This window comes from Priestia sp. KCTC 13724 (assembly GCF_056820425.1).
The window spans coordinates 1-4,212 of record NZ_JBXDLD010000162.1; the positions used below are offsets into that span (position 1 = coordinate 1).

Below are 4,212 nucleotides of genomic sequence, written 5' to 3' on the forward strand. Positions count from 1 at the left end.
TGATTGGCAGGAACTAAATCTTCTACAGAAACCATCACTTGTTCATCTCGATGATTTTTAAGTGCACCCCTCATGTTTCATCAACTCCAGTCTTTTTTTATCAGTGTTACCACTGATAAAAAAAGACAGACATAAAAAAGCTGTTGAGAACAAAGTTTCTCAACAGCCTGAAAAAGACCTTAAAGTTTAAGGTCTTTTCCATTTTTAATAATTCGTTTACCTAATGGCTTTGAAAAGCCTGTACTTTTGTCTTTATAGCCCATATTAAGGTAGAACTTATGGGCTATCTTTCTCTCTTCTCTATTTCCACTATTCAACATAATATAAGTTGCTTCTTGTCCTATCGCCCATTTTTCTGCCTCGTTCATTAATTTCTGGCCAATTCCTTTACGTCTATGGTCAGCGTCTACAATAAAAGCGACAATTCTTACATAGGAGCTATCATACTCATAAAACAAGTTATGACATAGTCCCACCATTCCAACTACCTTGTTATTCAGTTCAGCTACTAATGTATAATAATTAGGTTGAGACTGGATTTTACTAAATCTACCCTCTAGCTTTTCTAAAGAAGTCGGATAGCCAAGCTGATCCATTAAATGCACCAATTGAGGTATGTCTCCTGTCTGAAACTCCCTTACTCTCATTATTTTCTCCTTTAACCTTTTAGTCTTTGTCCGTAGTAAATTCTATAATCTTAATTAGAATCCTCTGGGACTGATAGAATATACAGGGTTAGTTACTATAAGTCATGTTCTAGGAATAAAAATCTTCTTTTAAAATCGCAAAAATTTTTGTATCACGAAATTTACCTTTAATAAATTCATTTTTTCTTAAAATGCCTTCAAATTTCATTCCTACCTTCAACATAACATTTTCTGAACCAATATTGTCAATATCACATCCACCTTCAATTCTGTTCAGACTAATGCATTCAAAGCCAAATTTAATTAATTCGCTAAGAGCTTCAGTTGCAAATCCATATCCCCAGTAATTCTTGTTTAAGACATAACCAACTTCTGCCTTACTATGTTGATTAGACCAATCTACAAAAGCACATGTGCCAATAACCTTGTTACTTCCTTTATGGACAATTGCCCAATCTGCAGATTGTCCCCTCTTATATCCCTCAATAACTACATTTACAAAGTTATTCAACGTTTCTTCTTTGTTTCTATTAGCTTCCCAAGTCATATGATGAGCTACTTCTATATCAGAAGAGAATTCAAATATATCGTCAACATCATCTAATGTTATCTTTCTTAATAAAAGACTTTGGGTTTCTAGTAATGGAATTTCACTCAAAAACTTTTCTATAACCATAATTAATCCCCTTTATCAATCAAAATCTCTTATCAACTATTTCTTTTTTCCTTCTAGATTTCCCTGTTTGTTCTACGTTTTATAAAGGATTTCATAGTTAAAAAAAGAACTGTAAAGAGGATTTTATTTTTACATATAGGGAGATAAGCAAATGACGAAAAAGAATGAATGCTTAGGCTGTAAGATTGCTAAAGGATTGGTCCCTCCTGGACATATTATTTATGAGAACGAACATATTTGTTGTACGTTAGATATCGCTCCTTTTAATGAAGGGCATTTATTAATATTACCAAAGCAACACTTTCACGATATTGATGAGATAGATATAGATACACAAATAGAGATAAATAAAGCTACAGTAAATATGATAAAGCTAATTAAAAAAGTGTTTAAGCCACACGGCGTTACTACCTGTGCAAATGGTGGAAGGTTTAATGAATTGGGCCATTACCACCTTCATATCATTCCTAGATACAAAGGCGACGGTTTTACTTGGAGTGAACCAATTGATAATAAAAGTGCTGAAAACTACCTAGAAAAGACTAAGGATTTGCTAATTAATAATCTTTCAAACTAGTCATCCCTAGTTACCACAATTACAATTATCGGCATTTAAAAAGAACCTTATTTGACTAAATAAGGTTCTTTTCTTTTTACTAAGTATTAAGAACTCTAAGGAATGTTCCTTTTAAGGACTTTTCTAGAGCATACTGATTTAATTCTCTTACTTTGGTGGAGAGCTCTGTTGCTTTCTTCATTCGGGCGTTCCCTACCAGCACAAAGGGATCGATAATCCGAACCTTTTTCTTTTGGTGTATGTCGTAATTTCTCTCATCATTTATTACCTTTTTACTTATATCTTTCATTTTTTTAGCACTTCAGGGTCTTTACTGTCAATTAACTTCTTCCAAACTGTTTCATCATCTGATAATAAGTCATCAAAATGAATAATCTGCTTGGCTATTGCGATCTTTAATATATCCGTTAGTATGGCATATCCATATACATTTAATGGGTGAAGAAAGAAGTCAACTACCTCAGTATAGTAAGCTTTAACAAACCATTCTGCTGCCTCAATTGTTTTTAAACAAATTTTACCGTCAACCACTCTTAATTCATCTACAAATTTACAAGCATCGTCTAAAGAAATCATATTATAGGTAGATAAATCACGAAGCGTGTAATCGATGCGATCTGCACACAGCGAAGGAAGAGGTTGTTCTAATAAGGACCATTTCTCAATAGGCAATATAGATAAGATATTAAATCCATGCTTTTGTAAAACAGAAGGTATTTCTGACGATTGAATTACTTTTTCAAATATTTGGTCGTGAAAGTCCTGTTCTGGATTATCTAAAACGAAATCTATAACATGAGAAAAAGCTGTATGGGAAATATCATGCAGCAAGCCAGCTATTTGTTCTTCTATAGAACCACCTAATTTTTTAATCAATAGCATGACACCTACAGAATGTTCAAATCGTGTTACATTCCACTTTGGATTTACTAAATAACTTGCGCCGCCTTGGTGAATCTTTTTCAGCCTCTGAAGGGGCTGAGTATGTATTAATTCTGCTAGGACTGGTTCTAAGTGAAAAGATCCATAAATGAAATCATGAATTTTCATAAAACGACTTCACTTTCCCTTCTTTTATCATATCTATATTTATCTAGTAGAATAACGTTCTGCAAGCTTCTCTTTATGTGATCTGAATATTTCTTCTAATGAAATATCATATTTGTTAGCAATAACAATCAAGTTACCTAACACGTCTCCTAGTTCTTCCGTTAATTCTTTCTTATTTTCTTCTAAAGTTCCAACTACTTCGTCTGGTCGATCTCTTCCAATTTCTAAAGCCCTAATAGCTCGTGCTACTTCACCTGTTTCTTCAGCCAGAAAACCAATTCGAATAAAGATATCTAAATCTGACCAACCTCTCATTTTGTAGTAGTCCTTTACCCACTGTTGAAATTCTGTTACGTTCATTGAATGGTTCCACCTTCCTTTTTTAACTTCAACTAAGTTTACCAAATCATCCATTATTATGTATAATCAATAACGGTGACTACATAGGAGGGGATCTTTATGAAAAGAATAGCTGTATTTTGTGGATCAAGTAATGGAGCATCTGACCTTTATATTCAAGGTGCAAGGGATCTAGGAAAAGAACTTGCTAAACGTAATATTTCGCTTGTATATGGTGGAGCAAGTGTTGGAGTAATGGGTGCTGTGGCTGATGCTGTGTTAGAAGCTGGCGGACATGTCATTGGTGTCATGCCTACTTTCCTTGAAGAAAGAGAAATTTCTCATAAAAACCTGTCAGAGCTTATCGTTGTTGAATCTATGCACGACAGAAAAGCCAAGATGGCCGAACTTGTAGACGGATTCATTACATTACCAGGTGGTCCAGGTACATTAGAAGAATTCTTTGAGATTTTCACATGGGCTCAGTTAGGGCTACATCAGAAGCCTTGCGGATTGTTGAATATTAATGATTATTACACACCACTTATTTCTTTATTTAATCACATGACAGAAGAGCAATTTCTACAGGAAAAATATCGTTCTATGGCTCTTGTAGATACAAAACCACAAGGTTTATTAGATCAATTCAATACATATCAACCTCCTTCAGTGAAAACATATATCACAAAAGCTCAAAGCTAATAAAAGAACAGGATTAGTTACTATCTAATCCTGTTCTTTTGTTTATTTGCAATGTAACTTAATATAATCACTGTTATAGGAAATCATTTAAAGAATCAATAAGATAACTAGAATTATCTATTATCTCGACACAGTAAATGCTTGCAAGTACAATTATAAACCTGAATTATTCATACCCAAATACAAAATCCCACAGGAAAGGCGATTTATCGGCTTTCCTG

5 protein-coding genes and 1 pseudogene are annotated in these 4,212 nt (G+C 33.7%); 2 read left to right on the forward strand and 4 right to left on the reverse strand.

Translation table 11 applies throughout. The features are described 5' to 3' along the window. Positions 1-179: 179 nt before the first annotated feature. Both AC1UFB_RS17750 and AC1UFB_RS17755 read right to left on the reverse strand, forming a co-directional pair. Complete coding sequence (locus tag AC1UFB_RS17750) at positions 180-647, reverse strand: GNAT family N-acetyltransferase (RefSeq protein ID WP_061786472.1); 468 nt, start codon at positions 645-647, stop codon at positions 180-182. Positions 648-756: 109 nt separating this feature from the next. Further along, entirely contained in the window at positions 757-1,323 is a 567-nt protein-coding gene (locus AC1UFB_RS17755) for a GNAT family N-acetyltransferase (RefSeq protein WP_061786471.1), read from the reverse strand. A 151-nt stretch (positions 1,324-1,474) separates the two neighbouring features. Between AC1UFB_RS17755 and AC1UFB_RS17760 the strand changes: the two genes are divergently transcribed. Next, positions 1,475-1,900, forward strand: coding sequence for an HIT family protein (locus tag AC1UFB_RS17760; protein ID WP_061786470.1), 426 nt, complete (start codon positions 1,475-1,477; stop codon positions 1,898-1,900). A 79-nt stretch (positions 1,901-1,979) separates the two neighbouring features. On the opposite strand, the pseudogene AC1UFB_RS17765 reads toward AC1UFB_RS17760, so the two are convergent. Next, positions 1,980-2,950, reverse strand: a pseudogene (locus AC1UFB_RS17765) (HD domain-containing protein). Between the two features lie 39 nt (positions 2,951-2,989). Beyond that, complete coding sequence (locus AC1UFB_RS17770) at positions 2,990-3,310, reverse strand: MazG nucleotide pyrophosphohydrolase domain-containing protein (protein WP_025911952.1); 321 nt, start codon at positions 3,308-3,310, stop codon at positions 2,990-2,992. Between the two features lie 99 nt (positions 3,311-3,409). On the opposite strand from AC1UFB_RS17770, the gene AC1UFB_RS17775 reads away from it, so the two are divergent. Continuing rightward, positions 3,410-3,991: an LOG family protein gene (locus AC1UFB_RS17775; RefSeq protein ID WP_025911950.1), complete on the forward strand. Its 582-nt coding sequence runs from the start codon at positions 3,410-3,412 to the stop codon at positions 3,989-3,991. The last annotated feature ends 221 nt before the right edge of the window (positions 3,992-4,212 follow it).

Coding starts and splice junctions, on each gene's coding strand:
- AC1UFB_RS17750 (WP_061786472.1), bottom strand. CDS start 647: ATGAGAGTAAGGGAGTTTCAGACAGGAGACATACCTCAATTGGTGCAT.
- AC1UFB_RS17770 (WP_025911952.1), bottom strand. CDS start 3,310: ATGAACGTAACAGAATTTCAACAGTGGGTAAAGGACTACTACAAAATG.
- AC1UFB_RS17755 (WP_061786471.1), bottom strand. CDS start 1,323: ATGGTTATAGAAAAGTTTTTGAGTGAAATTCCATTACTAGAAACCCAA.
- AC1UFB_RS17775 (WP_025911950.1), top strand. CDS start 3,410: ATGAAAAGAATAGCTGTATTTTGTGGATCAAGTAATGGAGCATCTGAC.
- AC1UFB_RS17760 (WP_061786470.1), top strand. CDS start 1,475: ATGACGAAAAAGAATGAATGCTTAGGCTGTAAGATTGCTAAAGGATTG.